At 72.8% G+C, this 19,560-nt stretch carries 16 protein-coding genes; 5 read left to right on the top strand and 11 right to left on the bottom strand.

Annotated elements, in window-relative coordinates; genetic code table 11:
- Positions 1–5 precede the first annotated feature (5 nt).
- The 3 genes from aspT to ACFUK0_RS11825 all read right to left on the bottom strand — a co-directional run bounded on the left by aspT (position 6) and on the right by ACFUK0_RS11825 (position 4,196).
- Positions 6–1,679, bottom strand: coding sequence for an aspartate-alanine antiporter (gene aspT / locus ACFUK0_RS11815; protein WP_380248804.1), 1,674 nt, complete (start codon positions 1,677–1,679; stop codon positions 6–8).
- Between the two features lie 127 nt (positions 1,680–1,806).
- Positions 1,807–3,108, bottom strand: a complete 1,302-nt coding sequence (locus tag ACFUK0_RS11820) for a YhgE/Pip domain-containing protein (RefSeq protein WP_380248806.1) — start codon at positions 3,106–3,108, stop codon at positions 1,807–1,809.
- 179 nt (positions 3,109–3,287) lie between these two features.
- A complete protein-coding gene (locus tag ACFUK0_RS11825) occupies positions 3,288–4,196 on the bottom strand; it encodes a UTP--glucose-1-phosphate uridylyltransferase (RefSeq protein WP_380248808.1) in 909 nt (302 codons plus the stop codon).
- A 207-nt stretch (positions 4,197–4,403) separates the two neighbouring features.
- Between ACFUK0_RS11825 and ACFUK0_RS11830 the strand changes: the two genes are divergently transcribed.
- Positions 4,404–5,162, top strand: a complete 759-nt coding sequence (locus tag ACFUK0_RS11830; protein ID WP_380248810.1) for a MerR family transcriptional regulator — start codon at positions 4,404–4,406, stop codon at positions 5,160–5,162.
- A 45-nt stretch (positions 5,163–5,207) separates the two neighbouring features.
- On the opposite strand, the gene ACFUK0_RS11835 is transcribed toward ACFUK0_RS11830, so the two are convergent.
- The 4 genes from ACFUK0_RS11835 to ACFUK0_RS11850 form a co-directional block, all read right to left on the bottom strand.
- On the bottom strand, positions 5,208–7,421 hold the full coding sequence (locus ACFUK0_RS11835; protein WP_380248812.1) for a 3-hydroxyacyl-CoA dehydrogenase NAD-binding domain-containing protein: 2,214 nt from the start codon (positions 7,419–7,421) through the stop codon (positions 5,208–5,210).
- 38 nt (positions 7,422–7,459) lie between these two features.
- The gene (locus tag ACFUK0_RS11840; protein WP_380248814.1) at positions 7,460–8,677 is read right to left on the bottom strand and encodes an acetyl-CoA C-acetyltransferase; all 1,218 of its coding nucleotides are present in this window, start codon (positions 8,675–8,677) and stop codon (positions 7,460–7,462) included.
- 75 nt (positions 8,678–8,752) lie between these two features.
- Positions 8,753–9,895, bottom strand: coding sequence for an acyl-CoA dehydrogenase family protein (locus ACFUK0_RS11845; protein ID WP_380248816.1), 1,143 nt, complete (start codon positions 9,893–9,895; stop codon positions 8,753–8,755).
- A 70-nt stretch (positions 9,896–9,965) separates the two neighbouring features.
- Positions 9,966–11,090 carry a CaiB/BaiF CoA transferase family protein gene (locus ACFUK0_RS11850; protein WP_380248818.1) on the bottom strand — a complete coding sequence of 375 codons (1,125 nt, stop codon included), beginning with the start codon at positions 11,088–11,090 and terminating at the stop codon, positions 9,966–9,968.
- A 248-nt stretch (positions 11,091–11,338) separates the two neighbouring features.
- Between ACFUK0_RS11850 and ACFUK0_RS11855 the strand changes: the two genes are divergently transcribed.
- A complete protein-coding gene (locus ACFUK0_RS11855; protein ID WP_380248820.1) occupies positions 11,339–11,998 on the top strand; it encodes a Pr6Pr family membrane protein in 660 nt (219 codons plus the stop codon).
- Positions 11,999–12,031: 33 nt separating this feature from the next.
- Here the strand turns inward: ACFUK0_RS11855 and ACFUK0_RS11860 are convergent, their stop codons facing one another.
- Genes ACFUK0_RS11860 through ACFUK0_RS11870 form a run of 3 tightly spaced genes read right to left on the bottom strand, consistent with a single transcriptional unit; the run spans position 12,032 to position 14,301 of the window.
- Complete coding sequence (locus ACFUK0_RS11860) at positions 12,032–12,406, bottom strand: toxin Doc (RefSeq protein ID WP_380248822.1); 375 nt, start codon at positions 12,404–12,406, stop codon at positions 12,032–12,034.
- Entirely contained in the window at positions 12,403–12,630 is a 228-nt protein-coding gene (locus ACFUK0_RS11865) for a hypothetical protein (protein WP_380248824.1), read from the bottom strand. Before ACFUK0_RS11865 ends, ACFUK0_RS11860 begins: the two co-directional genes overlap by 4 nt.
- A 60-nt stretch (positions 12,631–12,690) precedes the next feature.
- A complete protein-coding gene (locus ACFUK0_RS11870) occupies positions 12,691–14,301 on the bottom strand; it encodes an ABC-F family ATP-binding cassette domain-containing protein (protein WP_380248826.1) in 1,611 nt (536 codons plus the stop codon).
- 424 nt (positions 14,302–14,725) lie between these two features.
- On the opposite strand from ACFUK0_RS11870, the gene ACFUK0_RS11875 reads away from it, so the two are divergent.
- The 3 genes from ACFUK0_RS11875 to ACFUK0_RS11885 all read left to right on the top strand — a co-directional run bounded on the left by ACFUK0_RS11875 (position 14,726) and on the right by ACFUK0_RS11885 (position 18,502).
- Positions 14,726–15,964 (top strand): trypsin-like serine peptidase, encoded by a 1,239-nt coding sequence (locus ACFUK0_RS11875; RefSeq protein ID WP_380248828.1) that lies wholly within the window; start codon positions 14,726–14,728, stop codon positions 15,962–15,964.
- 122 nt (positions 15,965–16,086) lie between these two features.
- Positions 16,087–17,724 (top strand): ABC-F family ATP-binding cassette domain-containing protein, encoded by a 1,638-nt coding sequence (locus tag ACFUK0_RS11880; protein WP_380248830.1) that lies wholly within the window; start codon positions 16,087–16,089, stop codon positions 17,722–17,724.
- 187 nt (positions 17,725–17,911) lie between these two features.
- Positions 17,912–18,502 carry a GNAT family N-acetyltransferase gene (locus ACFUK0_RS11885; protein WP_380248832.1) on the top strand — a complete coding sequence of 197 codons (591 nt, stop codon included), beginning with the start codon at positions 17,912–17,914 and terminating at the stop codon, positions 18,500–18,502.
- A gap of 101 nt (positions 18,503–18,603) precedes the next feature.
- On the opposite strand, the gene ACFUK0_RS11890 is transcribed toward ACFUK0_RS11885, so the two are convergent.
- Positions 18,604–19,425 (bottom strand): alpha/beta fold hydrolase, encoded by an 822-nt coding sequence (locus tag ACFUK0_RS11890; RefSeq protein ID WP_380248834.1) that lies wholly within the window; start codon positions 19,423–19,425, stop codon positions 18,604–18,606.
- Positions 19,426–19,560 lie beyond the last annotated feature (135 nt).

Here is a 19,560-nt window from a genome sequence, read left to right on the forward strand (position 1 = left end):
CGGGATCACGCTCCCAGGAAGCCGACCAGGATCGGTCCGGTAAGCGGGAGCAGGAAGTTCGACATGGTGTAGGTGATCGTGTAGCCGAGCACCGGCACGCTGCTCTGGGCCACGTTGGTGATCGCGGTGATGGCGGGTGTGCTGCACTGCTGGCCCGCGATGGCGCCGACCAGGATCGGCGGCTCGATCTTCAGCAGCTTGCGGCCGATGAACAGCGAGACCATCGCCGGGACGGTGACCATGAGGACCCCGGAGACCGGGAGCAGCACCGGGTACTCCTTGAGCAGCGCGGCCGCGTCCGGGCCGGCCGCGAGTCCGGTGACCGCGATGAAGACGGACAGGCCGAGGTCCTTGGCGGTCTGCGCGGCCACCGGCGGGTAGGCACCGAAGGTCGGGTGCTGGGCGCGCAGCCAACCGAAGACCAGGCCGGCGATCAGGCAGCCGCCGCCGGTGCCGAGCGCGAGCGCGGCGTCGCCCAGGTTCACGGTGATCATGCCGATCAGCACGCCGAGGCAGATGCCGAGGCTGATGTAGATGTAGTCGGCGGTGTCCTGGCGGACGGTCGCGCCGATCCGCCCGGCGAAGCGCTCGACGGCCGAACGGGCGCCGACCACCGTCAGCGTGTCGCCGCGGTGCAGCTCGGTCTCGGAGACGGCCGGCAGGTGGTGGTCGACGCGCTGGATGTCGGTGAGGTAGACGCCCGCGGTGGCCTCGGCCTGCTCGGTGCGCAGCTCGGCGATCGTCCGGCCGGCGAAGTCCTTGCTGGTGACGACGATGTCCCGGACGGCCAGCGGGCTGTCCAGGCCGGGCACGCCGGAGGTCTCGGGTCCGAGTTCGTGGCCGGTGTCGATGACGGCCTCGCGTCGGCCCACCAGGAGGACCCGGTCGCCGCGCCGGAGTTCGACGCCGTCGTCCGGTTCGACGGCCTGGTTGTCGCGCCTGATGCCCTCGACGGTCACCGATCCGGGCTGCAGGGCCTCGATCTGCCGGACGCTGCTGCCCTCGCCCTGCGAGACCAGGTAGATCCGGCCGACCAGGGCGGGAAGCGCGGCCTGCTCGTCCGGCCCGAGGGTCGCGTCGCCGCCGCGCATCTTCTCCCAGACGGCCCGGGAGGCCTCGGGAAGCTTGATCCGCATCATCATCGGGATGATCTGGCTGGTCAGCAGGACGATGCTGACCAGGCCGAACAGGTAGCAGACCGAGTACGCGGCAGCCACGTGGTTCTGCAGCTCGGTGATCTGGTCGGCGCTCAGCCCGCCCAGCTGGCCGATCGCCTCCTGCGCCGTACCGACGACGGCGGACTCGGTGGCGGCGCCGGCCAGGATGCCCGCGGCCGTGCCGACGTCCAGGTCGAAGGCCTTGGCGATGCCGAAGGCCATGGCGACCACGAGGACCGCCTCGACCGCGCACAGGATGCCGAAGCGCAGGCCCTTGGCGTTGAGATTGGCGAAGAACTGGGGGCCGGCCATGTAGCCGAGCGAGAAGATGAACAGGGCGAAGGCCACGTTCTTCACGTCGCTGTTGACGCTGACGTGGCGGCTGCCGATCAGCATCGCGACGATCAGGGTGCCGCAGATGCCGCCGAGCTGGATCGGGCCGACCCGGAGTTTGCCGACCAGGTAGCCCAGGGCCAGGCAGGTGAACAGCGCGAGGACGGCGTTCTCCCGGAGCAGGCTCACCTGCTCCGCCACCGGGGTGGGGCGGGCGCTGTTCGGGTACGGCGCAAGAGTTCTCTGATCATGTGTCCGATTACATCGAAAATCGGACATATTGATCCATTTGACACGCCGTAGGACTCAGGTCGGCTCAGGTCGGCTCGGGGTGGAAGCGGTGGAGGCCCTTGCGGTCGTAGTACGTCGTCATGCCGAAGCCGAACAGCAGCGCCGCGACCACCCCGATCGTGATCATGATCCAGGCGCGGGCCAGCCCGGCGTCCGCCTGCGCCCCGAAGTAGAGGATCGCCCGCACGCCGTCGCTCAGCTGCCGCATCGGCTCGAACACCGACAGCACCCGGTAGAAGGAGGGCAGCGCCTGCAACGGAATGGTCGCCCCGGAGGACGGCAGCGAGAGCGCGATGAAGATGAACATGCTGATCAGCTGCCCGATCCCGCCGAAGGCCGCCACCAGGGCCTGCACCCCGAGCCCCACCGCCGCGCTCGCGCAGACCGAGAACACCCACAGCAGCGGCAGGTGCGAGGCGTCCATGTCCAGGATCACCACGGTCGCCAGCATCACCAGACTGGACGTCAGCACGGACAGCACGACCGACATCACACTGGTGACGGCCAGCGTCTGGGTCCGGCTGATCCGCACCGGCGGACGCTGGGTGCGCAGCGGTCCGAGCTCACTGGCGGCGTACCCGAGGGCGGTGTCGACGCCGTTGCTGATGATGTTCGCGCCCAGGAATCCGCAGAGCACCAGCAGCAGGGTGTAGTAGAACGCCGTCAGTCCCAGTCCGCTGTGCGGGCCGATCGGGTGGCCGACCTCGACGTCGACCGTCACCGGATCGGCCAGCAGGAGCTGCGCCGCGTTGCTCGCCCCGCCGGCCTGCAGCTGCCCCTGCGCCGCGGCCTGCGCGGTCAGGGTCTCGCCGAGCTGCAAGGAGGCCTGGTGCGCTGCCTGCTGGGAGATGGACGAGGCCAGCGAGGACGCCAGACTGCCCACCCCGGGGTTGGTGAGCACCGTGATCGTCGGCCGGGCCGGTGCCCGCTGCACCGAGGCACCGAGCGCGGCCACCGCCGCGGTGAATCCCGCCGGGACCTCCAGCGCGCCGGTCAGCCTGCCCGAGGCGAGCTGCTCGTTCGCGGCCGCCCGGTCGAGCACCCGCCAGGAGACGTACCCCTGCGGATCCGGTGCGGCCGCGATGCCGGCGGTGACCTGGGCCCCGAGGTTCACCGGCCGGCCCGCCACCGGGGCGCCCTCGTCGGAGTTGACCAGGCCGATCGGCAGCCGGTGCAGGTCGGTGCGCGGGTTGAGGATGCCGCCCATGTAGAGCAGCGAGAGCAGCAGTGCCAGCAGCCCGACGATGACCGTCGGCACCACCCAGACCTTGGGGTTGCGCAGCACCTGCCAGGCGCTCACCCCGGCGCCGCCCTGATTCGGAGTCATGGCTCTCCCGCACACGTCGGTCGGTGGCCCCCGCCCGAACGTAGCCGGTCGAGGCGGCCTTGCCCCGGCGCCTCGCCCGCGCCGGGGCAGGCCGGTCGCACGGTTGGCCGGTCCGCCGCCGGGCCGGGCGCCGCGCCCCCCAGGGCCCGCCTGTCGCGTTCCTCGGGAGGCCAGCCGGGCTACCCGGCGACCAGGGCGTCCGCAGGGTCGAGGTCCCGTGCGAGCCGGCGCAGGTGCGGCCCGTAGTCCGGGTCGGCGAGCGCCGCCGCGAACTGCGCGGTGAGGTAGGCGAGCGGGTTGCCCGTGTCGTACCACTGCCCCCGGATGACCTGCCCGTACACCGCGCGGGTGGCGGCGAACGCGTTGATGGCGTCGGTCAGGTAGATCTCGCCCGCCCCGGTCCAGCGGCCGGTCTGCTCGCGCAGCTCGTCGATGATGCCGGGGGTGATCACGTAGCCGCCGATCGCCGCGAAGTGGGACGGCGCCTCCTCCGGCCGGGGCTTCTCCACCAGCCCGGTGATCCGCAGCAGACCGCCGTCGAACTCCTCCTTCACCACCGGCACGCCGTACCGCTGGGAGTCCCCCGGCTGCATCGGCATCAGGGCGAGGACGGGCGAGTTGGTCGCGTTGTACGCGGCGATCAGCTGCTGGGCGCGCGGCACGTGGGCCACGAACACGTCGTCCGGCCAGAGCACGAGCATCGGCTCGTCGCCGGAGTTGCGTGCCGCGTTGAGCACCGGCGTGCCGTTGCCGTAGGGGCCGTGCTGGTCGAGGTAGGTGATGTGGCCGCGCCGGCTGAGCTCGCCGACCTCCTGCACCGCGTCCGCGTACGCCGCCTTGCCGTCCGCGCGCAACTGGGCCACCAGGGCGGGATTGGGCCGGAAGTGCTCCTGGATCAGCGACTTGCCACCGGAGACGACGATGGTGATGTCCGTGATGCCGGACGCCACCAGCTCGCGGACGGTGTGCTCGATCACCGGTCGGTCGCCGACCGGCAGCATCTCCTTGGGGATGGCCTTGGTCAGCGGCAGCAGGCGGGAACCGAGGCCGGCGGCGGGGATGACGGCACGGCGGATGGGCTGGGGCATGCGGTCCTTCATTCGTTCGGGGCCGGACTTCGGCGGATGGCACGACGCACGCCGACGCTACCAACGATGACCACTTGATCACTCAGGGTGCCCGCCGGGCCGGCGCCCGCACTCCGGGCGGGAACTGTCACACTGCTACTGTCACAGCGGGAGTGTCCCGCACGAGTCCCCGGCCGCACCGGCCCCGAGCAGCGGAGGCACCGCGCCATGTCCGCCACCCCCGCCACGCCCGCCACCCCCGAAACGCCCACCGCTCCGCTGCGGCTGACCGTCGACGAACTGGCCGCGCGGGCCGGGGTCACCGTCCGGACGCTGCGCTTCTACAGCAGCAAGGGGCTGCTGCCGCCCCCGGAGCTCGGGGCGCGCCGGGTGGGGCTGTACGGGGTGGAGCACCTGGACCGGCTGGAGCTGATCGAGGAGCTTCAACGGCAGGGCCTGACACTGGCCGCGATCGAACGCTACCTGGCCCAACTGCCCGCCGACATCAGCTCACTGGACCTCGCCATCCACCGCGCCCTGGTCGCCTCCTGGACGCCGGAGGCCGCCGAGGAGGCGACCAGGGCGCAGGTGGAGCGGCGGGCCGGGCGGGCGCTCTCGGAGGCGCACGTCGCACAGTTGGCGGCGATGGGCGCGCTGGAGCGGACGGCGGACCCGGACGTGTTCCGGGTCGACCCGGGGCTGCTGCCGCTGGGGGTACGGGTGCTGGACGTACCGATCCCGCTGGAGACGCTGGTGGCCGCCCGCGCGGTGGTGCTCCGGCACAGCCGGGCGACCGCGCACGAGCTGCACCGGCTGTTCCGGGAGGCGGTCTGGAAGCCGTACCGGGAGAGCGACCCGGCTCCGGAGGAGCTGGAGCGGATGAAGGGACTGACCGACCACATCCAGCCGATGATCGCGCAGGCGCTGGTCACGGCGTTCCAGCGGTCGCTGCGCGAGGAGCTGGGCGGCGCCGCGCGCGGGGAGTGAGGCCCGTACGCGGCGCCGACAGGTGGCCGGCCGGCCTTGGAACGGTCAGTCCTGGAAGCTGCCGCCCTCGGTGGCGAGCCGCTCCAGCAGGGCGGGCGGCCTGAAGCGCTCGCCGTAGGCGGCTGCCAACTCGTGGGCACGGGCGGTGAATCCGGGCAGGCCGCCGGTGTAGCCGTTGATGTACTGGAGCACGCCGCCCGTCCAGGCGGGGAAGCCGATGCCGAGGATCGAGCCGACGTTGGCGTCCGCGACGGAGGTGAGCACGCCCTCCTCCAGGCAGCGGACGGAGTCCAGGGCCTCGGCGAAGAGCATCCGCTCCCGCATGTCCTCGAACGGGATCTGCGCGCCCTCCCGGGTGAAGTGCTCGCGCAGGCCCGGCCAGAGGCGGGTGCGGCGGCCGTCCTCGTACTCGTAGAAGCCCGCGCCGCCGCTGCGGCCGGGGCGGGCGAACTCGTCGACCATCCGGTCGACCACGGTGTCCGCCGGGTGGGCGGCCCAGCTGCCGCCGGCCTCCTCGACCGCCCGCCGGGTCTCGTTGCGGATCTTGCGGGGCAGCGTGAGGGTGAGCTCGTCCAGCAGGGAGAGCACCTTGGCCGGGTAGCCGGCCTGGGCTGCGGCCTGCTCGACCGAGGCCGGGTCCAGGCCCTCGCCGACCATGGCGACGCCCTCGTTGATGAACTGGCCGATGACGCGGGAGGTGAAGAAGCCGCGCGAGTCGTTGACCACGATCGGCGTCTTGTTGATCAGGCGGACCAGGTCGAAGGCGCGGGCGAGGGCCTCGTCACCGCTCTCCGGGCCCCGGATGATCTCCACCAGCGGCATCCTGTCGACCGGCGAGAAGAAGTGCAGGCCGATGAAGTCCGCCCGCCGCTCGACGCCTTCGGCGAGCAGGCCGATCGGGAGCGTGGAGGTGTTCGAGCAGAGCAGCGCGTCCGCCGCGACGACCTGCTGGACCTCCTGGAAGACCTTGTGCTTGAGCTCGGGGTTCTCGAAGACGGCCTCGATCACGACGTCGCAGCCGGCCAGGTCGGCGGCGTCCGCCGTCGGGGTGATCCGGGTCAGCAGGTCGTCGCGCTGCGCCGCCGTGGAGCGGCCGCGCGCGACCGCCTTGTCCAGCACTCCGGCGGAGTAGGCCTTTCCGCGCTCGGCGGCCTCCACGGTGACGTCCTTGAGCAGGACCTCGACGCCGGCCCGGGCGACGGAGTAGGCGATGCCGGCGCCCATCATGCCGGCACCGAGCACGGCGACCCTGCGCACCTCACGCTTCGGGACGTCCTTCGGGCGCCCCGCACCGGAGTTGACGGCGTTCATGTCGAAGAACAGCGCCTGGATCATGTTCTTCGAGGTCTGCCCGCAGGCCAGCTCGGTGAAGTAGCGGGACTCGATCGCCATCGCGGTGTCCACGTCCACCTGGGCGCTCTCCACCGCCGCCGCGAGCACGTTGCGCGGGGCCGGATACGGCGCCCCGGCCAGCTGCTTGCGCAGGCCGGCCGGGAAGGCCGGCAGGTTGGCGGCGAACGCCGGCGTGGCCGGAGTGCCGCCGGGGATCCGGTAGCCCTTGACGTCCCAGCGCTGGACGGAGACCGGGTTGGCCTCGATGAAGGCACGGGCCTTGGCGATCAACTCCTCCGGGGTGGCGGCGAGTTCGTCGACCAGGCCGGTCTCCAGCGCCTGTGCCGGGCGGTACTGCCGGCCCTGCAGCAGCACCTTGAGCAGAGCGTCCGCGATGCCCAGCATCCTGACCGTACGCACGACACCGCCGCCGCCCGGGAGCAGCCCGAGGGTGACCTCCGGAAGCCCGATCCGGCTGCCGGGTGCCTCCAGTGCGATCCGGTGGTGACAGGCGAGTGCGATCTCCAGGCCGCCGCCGAGCGCACTGCCGTTGATCGCGGCGACCACGGGCTTGCCCAGCGTCTCCAGGGTGCGCAGCGCTCGCTTCATCCGCATCGAGGACTCGAACAGTTCCCCCGCGTCCTCCGGGCGGGTGGCGGAGATCAGCCGCAGGTCACCGCCGGCGAAGAAGGTCTTCTTGGCCGAGGTGACGATGATGCCGCGCACGCCGTCGGCCTCGGCGGCGAGCCGTGCCATCACGCTCTCCAGGGCGTCCCGGAAGGCGGCGTTCATGGTGTTGACGGACTGCGCCGGGTCGTCGAGGACGAGCGTGACCACGCCGTCCGCGTCCTGCTCCCAGCGGATGGCGGGGGCGGGGGCGGCGACGAGGGCGGGGGCGCTGTCGGTCGTCTGGGGTGTCTCGGACATGTGGGGTCTCTCCAGAGGGCAGGCGGGCCGGAAGGGGATCAGGCGAGGCGCTCGACGACGGTGGCGATGCCCATGCCGCCGCCCACGCAGAGCGTCGCCAGGCCGTAGCGCAGGTCCCGTCGCTCCAGCTCGTCGATGAGGGTGCCGAGGATCATCGCGCCGGTGGCGCCGAGCGGGTGGCCCATCGCGATGGCACCGCCGTTGACGTTGACCTGGTCGTGCCGGAAGCCGAGTTCGCGCATGAAGCGCAGCACGACGGCGGCGAACGCCTCGTTGATCTCGACCAGGTCGATGTCGGCCGCGGTCAGTCCGGCCTTGGCGAGGGCCTTGCGGGTGGCGGGCGCCGGACCGGTCAGCATGATGGTGGGCTCGGAGCCGGAGACGGCGGCCGAGACGATCCGGGCGCGCGGGCGCAGCCCGTACCGCTCGCCGATCTCGGGCGAGCCGATGGCGACCAGGGCAGCGCCGTCGACGATGCCGGAGGAGTTGCCGGCGTGGTGCACGTGGTCGATCGCCTCGACCCAGTGGTACTTCTGCAGGGCGACGGCGTCGAAGCCGCCCGCGTCGCCGATGCCGGCGAAGGAGGGCTTGAGGGCGGCGAGGGTCTCCACCGTGGTGCCGGGGCGGATGAACTCGTCGTGGCCGAGGACGACGAGGCCGTTGCGGTCCCTGACCGGGACGACGGAGCGCTCGAAGAGGCCGTCGGCCCAGGCCTTGGCGGCGCGGGCCTGGGACTCGGCGGCGTAGGCGTCCACATCGGTGCGGGAGAGGCCCTCGATGGTGGCGATCAGGTCGGCGCCGATGCCCTGCGGAACGAAGCGGGTCTCGTAGCTGGTCATCGGGTCCATCGCCCAGGCGCCGCCGTCGGAGCCCATCGGCACCCGGGACATCGACTCGACGCCGCCGGCCAGGATGAGATCCTCCCAGCCCGAACGGACCTTGGCGGCAGCCATGTTGACGGCCTCCAGGCCGGAGGCGCAGAAGCGGTTCTCCTGCACGCCGGCGACGGTGTCGGGCAGTCCGGCCGCGATGGCGGCGATCCGGGCGATGTCGGATCCCTGGTCACCGATCGGGCTGACCACGCCGAGCACGATGTCGTCGACGGCGGCCGGGTCCAGACCGGGGAAGCGGCGGCGCAGTTCGTGGATCAGGCCGACGACCAGGTCGATCGGCTTGGTGCCGTGCAGGGAGCCGGTGGCCTTGCCCCGGCCGCGCGGGGTGCGGACCGCGTCGTAGACGTACGCTTCGGTGGTCACGGTGGTTGCCTTTCGAGGGTGTGGTTTCGCGGAGCGGTCGGGGTCGCGGTGCGGTCGGCGGGCGGACGCCGGGGTTCAACCGAGCAGGGAGCGGCCGATGATCTCCTTCATGATCTCCGTGGTGCCGCCGTAGATGGTCTGGATCCGGCCGTCGGTGAACGCCTTGGCAACCGGGTACTCGGCCATGTAGCCGTACCCGCCGTGGAGTTGGAGGCACCGGTCGGCGGTGCGCTTCTGCAGTTCGGTGGCCCACCACTTGGCCATCGAGGCGTCCACCGGGGTGAGCGCGTACCGGTTGTGCTCGGTGATGCAGCGGTCGACGAAGGCGCGGGTGACGGCGCACTCGGTGGCGAGTTCGGCGATCTCGAAGCGGACGTGCTGGAGCTTGCCGAGCGGCCGGCCGAACGCCTCCCGCTGCTTGACGTGGTCGGTGGTGATCTCGACCAGGTACTCGGCGCCGGCGATCGCCGCGACCGCGATGGCCAGCCGCTCCTGCGCGAGGTTGCGCATCAGGCTGACGAAGGCGCCGTTCTCCTCCCCCAGCAGGTTGGCCTTCGGGACGCGGACGTCGTGGAAGAACAACTCGGCGGTGTCCTGGGCCTTCTGGCCGATCTTGTCCAGGTTGCGGCCGCGCTCGAAGCCGGGCATGCCGCGTTCGACGACGAGCAGGCTCAGGCCGTGCGCGCCGCCTTCGGGGGTGGTGCGGGCGACCACGACGACGAGGTCGGCGAGGATCCCGTTCGAGATGAAGGTCTTGGAGCCGTTCAGCAGGTAGTGGTCGCCCTGGTCGAGGGCGTGGGTGCGGATGGCCTGGAGGTCCGAGCCGGTGCCCGGCTCGGTCATCGCGATGGCGGTGATGATCTCGCCGGTGCAGAATCCCGGGAGCCAGCGGCGACGCTGCTCGTCGTTCGCGAGCGAGGTCAGGTACGGGCCGATGATGTCGTTGTGCAGGCCCAGCGCCAGGCCGGAGGCCCCGGCCCGGGTGAACTCCTCGGCGAGGACGGCGCTGTGGCGGAAGTCCTGACTGCCCCCGCCGCCGTACTCCTCGGGCACGGCGAGACCGAGCAGGCCCCGGGCACCGGCGGCCGTCCAGGCCGAGCGGTCGACGATGCCGGCGCGCTCCCAGCGGTCGTGGTGCGGGAGCACCTCCTTGGCGAGGAAGGCCCTGACCGTCTCCCGGAAGGCTTCGTGCTCCTCGGTGTAGATGTCTCGCTGCACTGCGGTGTCCTCTCGGCGCGGCCGGGCGGTGGAGATCGGGGAGGCGGGGGCGGGGGCGGTGACAGGACGCTCAGGAGCGGCCGAGGCCGGGGACGTCCCAGTCGCGGGCGATGTCGGCGGTGTCGGCGCCGGGGCGGGCGGGAGGCCGGCGCAGCGTCCCCGGGGTGGCGGAGAAGCGCGGGGCGGGAGCGGGCTGGGTGATGCCCGCGAACTCGGTGTACGTCCCGCGCGCCACCAGGTGCGGGTGCGCGGCTGCCTGACGCATCGTCAGGACGGGCTCCACGCAGGCGTCGGTGCCCGCGAAGACAGCCGTCCACTCGGCGAGGGTGCGGGTGGCGAAGCGGGTGGCGATCCTGGCCCGCAGCTCGGGCCAGCGGGTGGTGTCGTACTGGCCGGGAGCGTCCGGCCCGAGGCCGAGAAGCCTGCTGAACTCGGCGTAGAACTGCGGCTCCAGGGCGCCGACGGCGAGGTGGCCGCCGTCGGCGGACTCGTACACGGCGTAGCAGGGGGCGCCGCCGTCGAGCAGGTTGACGCCGCGCCGGTCCTGCCAGTGGCCGGCGGCGAGCAGGCCCCAGAGCATCGAGGTGAGGTGGGCGGCGCCGTCCACGACGGCGGCGTCGACGACCTGCCCGGCGCCGCTGTCACGGGCGTGGTGGAGGGCGGCCAGCAGGCCGACGACCAGGTAGAGCGAGCCGCCGGCGTAGTCGCCGAGCAGGTTGGCGGGGATGGCGGGGGCCTTGCCCTCCTCCCCGATCAGGCCGAGGACGCCGGCGGTCGCCGAGTAGCCGATGTCGTGGCCGGCCCGGGCGGCGAGCGGCCCGTCCTGGCCCCAGCCGGTCATCCGGCCGTAGACCAGGGCGGGGTTGCGGGCCAGGCAGGCGTCGGGGCCGACGCCGAGGCGCTCCGCGACGCCGGGGCGGTAGCCCTCGATCAGGAGGTGGGCGCGTTCGGCCAGGTCGAGCACCTGGCCGGGGCCCTGCGGGGACTTCAGGTCGATCAGGACGGACCGCTTGTTGCGGTTGGTGACGTCGTACGCCGGATCGGTGCCGAGGGGCTGCGGGCCGGGACGGTCGATCCGGACGACGTCGGCGCCCAGGTCCGCGAGGAGCATGGCGGCGAACGGCCCCGGGCCGATGCCCGCGAGCTCCACCACCCGCACGCCGGCCAGTGGGCCGGGACTGGTCGCGCCGTCCATCCGCTACCCCTTCATCGGTTTGACAGTGAAGCTGTCACACTGGCGATGATAGATAAGCGACCGGCCGGTAACAAGGGCGGCGCGGGCGGCGACCGGGGCATCCGGGGGCGGGATTCGCACCGGCCGGCCCGGACCGGGGCCACCCGGAAGCAGTCCTGCGATGATCCTTCCCCGTACCCCTACCTGCCAGTAGAGTGCGAGGTCGCTCCACAGCCGTCCGGTACCTCCCGAAATAGTCAGGTGACCACATGCCCGTGTCCGTCCGGACCCGCCCCGCGCTCTGGTGGCGCACCGCCATCGCGCTCTCCGCGGCGACGGGCCTGACCCTCGGCACCGCGCCCCTGGTCTACTTCACCATCCAGAGCAACGTGATCGTGCTCGGCTACTTCGCCGCCGCGGTCTACTGGATGAACCGGCGCGGCACCGTCGACGCCCCCGCACCCCGGCTGCGGGGCGCCGTCACCCTGTACATCCTGATCACCGGGCTGGTCTCGCACATCCTGCTGGAACACGGCGCCAACCCGCTGCCCGGCCTGTTCGACGGCCCCGACCGGCTCGCGCACTGGTCGTCGTTCTTCCTGCACTACGTCACACCGGTGCTGGTGATCGTCGACTGGCTGGTGCTGCGCCCCCGCAACGCCTCGCAGTGGCGGGACATCCCGCTCTGGCTGGTCTTCCCGCTCGGCTACGCCGGGATCGTGATGGCCCGCGCGGCACTGTTCTCCGACTACCCGACGCCGTACCCGTACTTCTTCTTCGACCCGACCACCAAGGGCTACGGCTACGTCTGGGGCCAGATCGCGCTGCTCACGTTCGAGTTCGTCGCCCTCGCCGCGGTCGTGATCGGCCTGGACCGGCTGGGCACCCTGGTCGCGGGCAGGCTGCGCCCCGCGCCCGCTGAGGCCTGACCCGGCGCGGCGGCCGGCAGGGCGCCACCGGCCTCAGATCCGCCAGTCGCGGATCCGGCCGGCCGCCGCGTACACGTCCGCCGTCCCCTGTGCCACGTCCCGGGCCAGTTCGACCAGCGCGCCGTACGGCGGGTCGATGCCCTCCTTCGCGGCGTGCATGTACGCGGCCGTCGCCATGCAGGCGTAGAGGTTGTTGCGGACGGGCAGCGGGCGCAGCAGCACGATGGTGTGCATCAGCGTCGCCGCGCACCAGGCCGGATCGGCGGTGTGGCCGAGCTGCGCGGTGTTGACCCGGTGGCGGGCGACGGCCGCCTGCAGGGCGGAGTAGTCGCGCACACTGAGGTCCTCGGGCGAGGCCTGCTCCTGGACGTCGAGCAGCCAGCGGATGTCGACGTGCAAGGCCGTCACGCCGCCGCGGGCCTGGACGGGGGCGCGTCCTCCGGGAAGGCCGCGTCGAACTCCTCGACGTGCGAGTTCCAGAACGCGACCGCGTGGTCCACGAAGACGCGCCGCTGCTGCTCGCGCACGCTGAGGTCGTGGACGTACGCCTTGACGCTCTTCCCGTCGGCGGCGGCGGCCTCTCGTATCGCTGCGAGTTCGTGTTCGGTGTACTCGATGTTCAGCGCCGGCATGGCGCCGATGGTACCGGCGGGGTACCGGCTCCGGTACCCCGCCGGGACTGCCCGCCCGGCTCACATCGGCTCGGCCGTCCGCAGCGTCCCGTCCAGCTCCAGCCAGCGGGTGATGCCCAGCCCGCGCAGGAACGGCAGGTCGTGGCTGGCCACGATCAGCGCGCCCTCGTACGCGGCGAGTGCCTGGGTGAGCTGGCGGACGCTGGCGAGGTCGAGGTTGTTGGTCGGCTCGTCCAGCAGCAGCAGCTGCGGCGGCGGGTCGGCGAGCAGCAGGGCGGCCAGCGTCGCCCGGAACCGCTCGCCGCCGGACAGGGTGGCCGCGAGCTGTTCGGCCCGGGCGCCGCGGAACAGGAAGCGGGCCAGTCTCGCCCGGATCGCATTGTCGCCCGCCCCCGGGGCGAAGGCCTTGACGTTGCCGACGACGCTCAGCGTGTCGTCCAGCAGGTCGAGGCGCTGCGGGAGGTGGCGCAGCGGCACGGGGGTGGTGATCTCCCCCGCCAGTGGCGTCAGTTCGCCCGCGACGGCACGCAACAGGGTGGACTTGCCCGAGCCGTTGCGCCCGACCAGCGCGATCCGCTCGGCGCCCCGCACCTCCAGATCGGCCGAGACGCCGTGGGGCAGCCGTACCCGGTCGAGGGTGAGCACGGTGCGGCCGGCGGGCACGGCGGTACGCGGCAGGTCGATGCGGATCTCCGCGTCGTCCCGGATCGCCTCCTCGGCGACGGTGAGCCGCTGCCTGGCCTCGTCGAGCCGTTCGGTGTGCATGGTCTGGAGGCGGCCCGTCGTCTCCTGGCCCTGGCTCTTGAGCTTGCCCGCGAAGATCTTCGGATCGTTGCGGGTGACGGAGCGCTTCTTGCCGTAGCTCGCGCTGCGCTCCTGCCTCGTCCTGGCCTCCACCAAGTCCCGCTTCTGACGGTGGACATCGGCCTCGGCCGTGCGTACCAACCGCTGCGCGGTCTCCTGCTGGGCGGCGACCGTCCGCTCGTAATCGGCGAAGTTGCCCCCGTACCAGGTGACGGCGCCGCCGCGCAGATCGGCGATCTGGTCGACGTACTGGAGGAGTTCGCGGTCGTGGCTGACGATCACCATGACGCCGCCCCAGGAGGCGACCGTCTCGTAGAGCCGCTCGCGGGCCGCCAGGTCGAGGTTGTTGGTCGGCTCGTCGAGCAGCAGGACGTCCGGGCGGCGCAGCAGCAGCGCGGCGAGCCGCAGCAGCACCGCCTCGCCGCCGGAGAGTTCGCCGGTGGTGCGGTCGAGGCCGAGGCGGGCCAGACCGAGCCGGTCGAGGGTGGCGCGGGCGCGCTCCTCGACGTCCCAGTCGTCGCCGATCGCGTCGTAGTGGCGCCCGTCGGTGTCGCCGGCCTCGATGGCGTGCAGGGCCTCGCGGGCGGCCCGGATGCCCAGGGCCTCGTCGACCCGCAGCGTGGTGTCGAGGGTCAGCCCCTGGGGGAGGTAGCCGAGTTCGCCGCCGACCCGGACGGCGCCGCGGGTCGGGGTCAGCTCGCCCGCGATCAGCCGCAGCAGGGTCGACTTGCCGGCGCCGTTGAGGCCGATCAGGCCGGTGCGGCCGGCGCCGACGGCGAGGTGGAACCCGTCGAGCACGGTGGCGCCGTCGGGCCACTCGAAGCCGAGGTCGGTGCAGAGCACGGAGGTGGGTGTCGGATGCGCCATGGATGGCCTCCCGGGGTGGTTGCTGGGGTGATGGAGGTAGCAACACGGGAGACACCGCGGGTGGGCGGCGAGGACGACGAGGGGAGGGGCGGAACCCGGACGGGGCGGCGCGGCCCTGAAGGCCGGCTCGCAGCCGGTGCTCACCACTGGAGTCCACTGAGGTCGCACGCTCACGCGCCGCGCTCGATCGGCGCGGGGGGCGGTGTCTCGGGACCTCAGTAGAGCAACGGCCTTCTCCTGTTCTGGCGGGTGACGGGATCAACGCTACGACGGCCCCGGGAGGTGCGCAACGGACTTTCGGCCCGGCCGCGACGGGGGCGGCCGGCCGGGCGGTGGGCGGCTCGTGGGAGACTCCCTGCTGCTGGACCGGCGGCCCAGGGCCGCTCGGGGGAGTTTTCAAGGGGGAACTGATCTGATGTCACCTGTGTCTCGTGCTGCCCGCAGCACCCGTCGCGCCCGGACGGCGGCCGCGGCCTCGGTCGCCGTGCTGACGCTGCTCTCGGTGAGCGGCTGCGGGCCGGAGGAGAGCCCGGCCGTCTCGGCCCCGACGGCGGCCACACAGGCGGCCGCGAGCCCGGCCGCCGCCAGGAGCGGCCCCGCGATCAAGCTGCCGACGCTGGACGAACTGAAGAACTGGAAGGCCGACGACTGGGACAAGTGGGCCCGGCAGAACGTCATCACCCCTGCGGTGAAGGGCTACTGGGACCTCCAGAAGATCCTCAAGGCCAGCCCGGTGAAGCACGTGCCGCTGCCGCCGGAGGCTCCGGGCGCGAAGCCCGCCCCCTCCCAGTCCCCGTCCCGGGCGGCCTCGCAGGCCGCGCAGTCCCCGGCCGCGCAGTCCCAGGCGCCGCAGCCGGCTGCCGACGGCGGCCAGGACCCGAGGCCCGCGCCGGTGACGCCGAAGGCCGTCCCGCACCCGTACACCAAGTACCAGGTCAACGGGAAGATCTTCTTCGAGGAGGGCGGCAAGAGCTACGTCTGCTCCGGCACCGTCATCTCCGACCCGGCGCACCCGGGGAAGAGCAACCTGGTGTGGACGGCCAGCCACTGCCTGCACGGCGGCAAGGGGGGCAAGTTCCACACCAACATCACCTTCGCCCCGGCGTTCAACAGCTCGGGCGCGGTCAGCAACGACAAGGCCGGCAGCCAGGCGCAGGCCGAGCCGTTCGGCGAGTGGGGCGCCGTCGACGCGGTCACCTCCCCGCAGTGGCCCGACGAGGCCGACGGCGAGTACGGCGGCCCCTGGAGCCAGTACGACTTCGGCATCATGCGGGTCGCCAACCCCGACGGCGGCGGCAAGTCGCTGGAGGAGACCGTCGGCGGCTCCGTCCCGGTCTGGTTCAACGCGCCGCGCGACCAGCTGCGCGAGGTCAGCAACTACGGCTACCCGGCCGGGCCGCCCTTCGACGGCACCGAGCTGAACCACTGCGACGGCGGCAGGCCCGTCCGGACGTCCCCCGAGCCGTCCCGCCCGGCGATGCTCACCATCGGCTGCCGGATGACGGCCGGCGACAGCGGCGGCGCCTGGTACGCGACCAAGGACGGCAAGACCTACCTGGTCAGCGACACCTCCATCGGCGGCGACGGCGACACCTGGGAGGCCGGGCCGTACCTGGACGACGTGGCCGCGAAGGCGCTGGACTACATCTCCAGGAAGAAGTGAGACCTCCGCCACCTCGGTGACCCGGCGGACGGCCCCCGGCCCCGCGGTGCCTGCCGCCGGGCCGGGGGCCGTCCGGGACGCGATCACGTGATCATGCCCCGAACTCTTATGATCGGGGCATCATGAGCGCCACTCTCGTAGTCAAAGACCTGAGCGCCGGCCACGGCGACCGCACCCTCTTCTCCGGGCTCGACCTGGTCGTCGCCCCCGGGGACGTCATCGGCCTGGTCGGGGCCAACGGCGCGGGCAAGTCGACCCTGCTGCGGCTGATGGCCGGGCTGGACACCCCGGAGGGCGGCTCGCTCAGGCTCAGCCCGCCGACCGCCAACATCGGGCACCTCCCGCAGGAGCCCGAGCGGCGCGCGGGCGAGTCCGTCCGGGACTTCCTGGCCCGCCGCACCGGCGTCGCCGCCGCCCAGGCCGCCCTGGACGAGGCCACCGAGGGCCTGGTCGAGGGCCGCGCCGGGGCCGACGACGCCTACGCGGTGAGCCTGGACCGCTGGCTCGACCTCGGCGGCGCCGACCTGGAGGAACGCGCCGAGGAGGTCGCCGACTCGCTCGGGCTGAAGGTCGGGCTCGACCTGCCGATGACCGCGCTCTCCGGCGGCCAGGCCGCCCGGGCCGGCCTCGCCTCGCTGCTGCTCTCCCGCTACGACCTCTTCCTGCTGGACGAGCCGACCAACGACCTCGACCTGGACGGCCTGGAGCGGCTGGAGGCCTTCGTCAAGGGCCTGCGGGCCGGCACCGTGCTGATCAGCCACGACCGCGAGTTCCTCGCCCGCACCGCCACCAAGGTGCTGGAGCTGGACCTCGCCCAGCAGCAGGTGAACCTCTACGGCGGCGGCTACGACGCCTACCTGGAGGAGCGCGCGGTGGCCCGCCGGCACGCCCGCGAGGACTACGACGACTACGCGGACACCAAGGCGGGCCTGGAGGCCCGCGCCCGGATGCAGCGCGGCTGGATGGAGAACGGCGTGCGCAACGCGCGCCGCAAGTCCAGCGACAACGACAAGATCGGGCGCAACGTCCGCTCCGAGTCCACCGAGAAGCAGGCCGCCAAGGCCCGCCAGACCCAGCGCATGATCGAGCGCCTGGACGTGGTGGAGGAGCCCCGCAAGGAGTGGGAGCTGCGGATGGAGATCGCCGCCGCGCCGCGCTCGGGCTCCGTCGTCGCCACCCTGCGCGCCGCCACCGTGCGGCGGGGGGACTTCGCCTTCGGCCCGGTCGACCTGCAGATCGACTGGGCGGACCGGGTCGCCATCACCGGTGCCAACGGCGCCGGCAAGTCCACCCTGCTCGCCGCCCTGCTCGGCCGCCTCGAACTGGACGGCGGCAGCGCCGCGCTCGGCTCCGGCGTGGTGGTCGGCGAGGTCGACCAGGCCAGGGGCCTGTTCCTCGGTGGGGAGCCGCTGTCGGACGCCTTCGCGGCGGCCGTCCCGGAGCTCACTCCGGAGGAAGTACGCACCCTGCTGGCGAAGTTCGGCCTCAAGGCGTTCCACGTGACGCGCCCCGCAGCCACCCTCTCCCCCGGCGAGCGGACCAGGGCGGCCCTCGCGCTGCTCCAGGCGCGCGGGGTCAACCTGCTGGTGCTCGACGAGCCCACCAACCACCTGGACCTGCCCGCCATCGAGCAGTTGGAGTCCGCGCTCTCCTCCTACACCGGGACACTGCTGCTGGTCACCCACGACCGGCGGATGCTGGAGGCGGTCACCGTCAACCGGCGCCTCGAAGTCCGGGGCGGCCTGGTCCACGAGAGCTGACCGGCCGCCCGGCCGCGAGCCGGTGGGCGAGCGGCGGGCCGCGCACGTCGTCCCGGACGGCGGCCGCCCGGCCGAGGGCGCACGCGTACCGGGCCCGCGCCACAAGGCGCTCCACGAGGTGCCCGTGCGCCTCCGACGCTACGGAATCCCCTGGTCAGAGCCCTGGGCGGGCGGACATAATCATGTCATGAGCCACTCACTCAACCCGCCCGCCCAGATCACCACCGGCCGCCCGCCCGAGCTGCTCCCGCTCCCCGGCGGCATCTCGCTGCACCGCCGCACCACCGCGTACGCACCCGCACTGAACGCCGCCGTGACCGCCAACCTCGACCACCTGCGCCCCTGGATGGCCTGGGCCGCCCAGGCCCCCGCCCTCGCCGAGACCCTGGAACTCTCCCGGGTCGGCGAGAGCGCCTGGGAGGCCGGCAGCGACTTCATGTACCTGGTCGTCCCCGACGGCGAACCGGCCACCGTCATCGGCGCGTTCGGCCTGCACGGCCGGATCGGCCCCGGCGCCCTCGAAATCGGCTACTGGGTGGACCACGGCCACACCCGCCGGGGCATCGCCACCGCCGCCGCCGAGGCCGTCACCGCCACGGCCCTGGCCCTGCCCGGCATCCAGCGGGTCGAGATCCACTGCGACGAGACCAACGGCCCGAGCGCCGCCGTCCCCCGCCGGCTCGGCTACCGCCTCGACCGGATCATCGACTCCCCCGTCACCGCACCCTCCGAGACGGGCCGCAAGATGATCTGGCTCAAGCACCGCGCCGTCGCCTGACGTCCACCGCAGGCCTGCCGCACGCCGTTTGCCGGCCCGGGCGGGGCCGCAGCGGCGGGGCCGGGCGGATACCGGGCGGACGCCGGGCGACGGCCCGGGCCTCAGCCGAGGGTGGCGAGGAACTCGCGGACGGCCCTGCCGAAGCCAGCCGGGTCGCCGTCATGGGCGAAGTGGTCGGTGTCGAGCACGACCAGCCGCGTGTTCGGGCGGCGCTCCACCATGGCCTTCGCCAGGTCGCCGTCCAGGCAGGGCGGACGGTTTCCGGCCACCAGCAGGGCCGGGCAGTCGGTGGCGAGCCACTCCGCCCAGTGGTCACCGTGGACGAGCTCCTCGGAGTCCACGGTGTCCTGCGGGTGGAACGGCAGACGCCAGCCGCCGTCCGGGAGTTCACGCAGGTTCGCGCCGACCATCCGGCCGATCACCGGGCCGAGGGCGGCCAGCAGCTCTTCGCGGCCGGGCGCGGTGTAGGGGAAGTTGAGCACGAAGGACAGCGGGCTGGGGCCCCCGGCGGGCAGACTCGCCGCGCCCTCCTCGTTGACCAGCGCGCTGACCAGCTCCGGGTGCCGGGCCGCGAGCTGGTAGCCGGTGATCGCACCACCGGAGTGGCCGAGCACCGGCACCGGTCCGAGGCCGAGATGCTCCAGCAGGGCGACGACGTCGGCGATGTAGCCCTCGCGGGTGTACTCCGGGGCCCGCTCCGAGTCACCGTGCCCCCGCAGGTCGGGCGCGATGACCCGCCACTGCGGCCCGAGCTCTCCGGCGACACCGGCGAAGCTCCCGCCCTCGCTGAGGTGGCCGTGCAGGGCGAGCAGCGGGCGGCCCGGCCCGCCGAAGTCGAGGTACGACAGGCGCCGCCCCGCGAGGTCGAGTTCGGCCCGGACAGGACCGGCGGGCACAGCGCCGGCGGCAGTGGCATCGTTCATGGTGGATCCCCGTGTTCGTTCGCAACGATCTGGCTCGCAGCACCGTATTACGCAGCCGGCTGCCGATGTTGTCGCACCGTCAGATCAGTGGCCGGACGTCGCCGGGTGTTCATCACCGCAGGGCAGCACCACCAC

This window comes from Kitasatospora sp. NPDC057223 (genome assembly GCF_042669755.1).
Lineage (GTDB): Bacteria > Actinomycetota > Actinomycetes > Streptomycetales > Streptomycetaceae > Kitasatospora.

Coding starts and splice junctions, on each gene's coding strand:
- ACFUK0_RS11820 (WP_380248806.1), bottom strand. CDS start 3,108: ATGACTCCGAATCAGGGCGGCGCCGGGGTGAGCGCCTGGCAGGTGCTG.
- ACFUK0_RS11825 (WP_380248808.1), bottom strand. CDS start 4,196: ATGCCCCAGCCCATCCGCCGTGCCGTCATCCCCGCCGCCGGCCTCGGT.
- ACFUK0_RS11830 (WP_380248810.1), top strand. CDS start 4,404: ATGTCCGCCACCCCCGCCACGCCCGCCACCCCCGAAACGCCCACCGCT.
- ACFUK0_RS11835 (WP_380248812.1), bottom strand. CDS start 7,421: ATGTCCGAGACACCCCAGACGACCGACAGCGCCCCCGCCCTCGTCGCC.
- ACFUK0_RS11850 (WP_380248818.1), bottom strand. CDS start 11,090: ATGGACGGCGCGACCAGTCCCGGCCCACTGGCCGGCGTGCGGGTGGTG.
- ACFUK0_RS11855 (WP_380248820.1), top strand. CDS start 11,339: ATGCCCGTGTCCGTCCGGACCCGCCCCGCGCTCTGGTGGCGCACCGCC.
- ACFUK0_RS11865 (WP_380248824.1), bottom strand. CDS start 12,630: ATGCCGGCGCTGAACATCGAGTACACCGAACACGAACTCGCAGCGATA.
- ACFUK0_RS11870 (WP_380248826.1), bottom strand. CDS start 14,301: ATGGCGCATCCGACACCCACCTCCGTGCTCTGCACCGACCTCGGCTTC.
- ACFUK0_RS11880 (WP_380248830.1), top strand. CDS start 16,087: ATGAGCGCCACTCTCGTAGTCAAAGACCTGAGCGCCGGCCACGGCGAC.
- ACFUK0_RS11885 (WP_380248832.1), top strand. CDS start 17,912: ATGAGCCACTCACTCAACCCGCCCGCCCAGATCACCACCGGCCGCCCG.
- ACFUK0_RS11890 (WP_380248834.1), bottom strand. CDS start 19,425: ATGAACGATGCCACTGCCGCCGGCGCTGTGCCCGCCGGTCCTGTCCGG.